The 1,145-nt window shown below is 75.7% G+C and carries 1 protein-coding gene; it reads left to right on the forward strand.

Features of this window, described 5'->3' with window-relative positions; genetic code table 11:
• Positions 1-1,145 (forward strand): amino acid adenylation domain-containing protein (locus FOE67_RS26390; protein ID WP_182667339.1); only part of this gene is annotated, 1,145 nt, incomplete at both ends.

Genomic DNA, 1,145 nt, shown 5'->3' on the forward strand with positions numbered 1-1,145 from the left:
GTGTATAAGAGACAGCTCCCACCCCCGGGCCCGCCGGGCCGACACCCTCGCCGACGCCGGGGCCCGCCTGGTCGTCACGGACGACACCGGTGCCGCCGCCGTGCGCGGCCTGCCCGTCCGCACCCTGCCCGTCCGGGGCGCCGGGTCGGGGGACGCCCCCGACCCCGGCCCCCGGACCGGGGAACCGGCCCGGCCGGAACCGGACGACCTCGCCTACATCATCTACACCTCCGGCTCCACCGGCAGGCCCAAGGGCGTGGAGATCACCCACGGCAACCTCGCCCGGCTGCTCGACGCGGCCGACCGACACTTCGACTTCGGCCCCGGGGACGTGTGGACCCTGCTGCACTCGCCCGCCTTCGACTTCTCCGTCTGGGAGGTGTGGGGAGCGCTGGCCACCGGCGGACGGGTCGTCGTTCCCACCGTCGAGGAGGTGCGCGACCCCGCCGCGATCCACCGACTGCTGCGCGAGGAGGGCGTGACGGTCCTCAACCAGACCCCCGCCGCCTTCAAGGGGCTGCGCGCCCACCTGGAGCGGCACGGCGCCTCCTTCGCCGACCTGGCGCTGCGCACCGTCGTCTTCGGCGGCGACGCCTTCGACACCCGTGACTACCGGGACTGGTTCGCCGGCCCCGCCGGGGAACGGCCCGCCCTGGTCAACATGTACGGCATCACCGAGACCACCGTGCACGTGACCTTCCGGGAGATCACCGCCGACGACCCCGACGGCCCCGCGCCCTCGCCCATCGGCCTCCCCCTGGCGGGACAGCACGGCTACGTGCTCGACCACACCGGGCGACTGGTGCCGCCCGGCACCGTCGGCGAACTGTACGTCTCCGGCGCCGGGGTGGCCCGGGGATACCGCGACCGCCCCGCCCTGACCGCCGAGCGCTTCGTGCCCGACCCCTACGGGCCGCCCGGCAGCCGCATGTACCGCACCGGCGACCTGGTGCGGCTGCTGCCCGACGGTGACCTCGCCTACCTCGGACGCGCCGACCACCAGGTGAAGATCCGCGGTTTCCGCATCGAGCCGGGCGAGATCGAGGCGGCCCTGCGCGACTGCCCGGGCGTCGCCGACGTGGCGGTGGTGGCCCGCCCGGCCCCCGGCGGCGGCGCCCGCCTGGTCGCCCACGTGGTGACCCCCG

This window comes from Streptomyces calidiresistens, from assembly GCF_014141525.1.
GTDB lineage: Bacteria > Actinomycetota > Actinomycetes > Streptomycetales > Streptomycetaceae > Streptomyces > Streptomyces calidiresistens.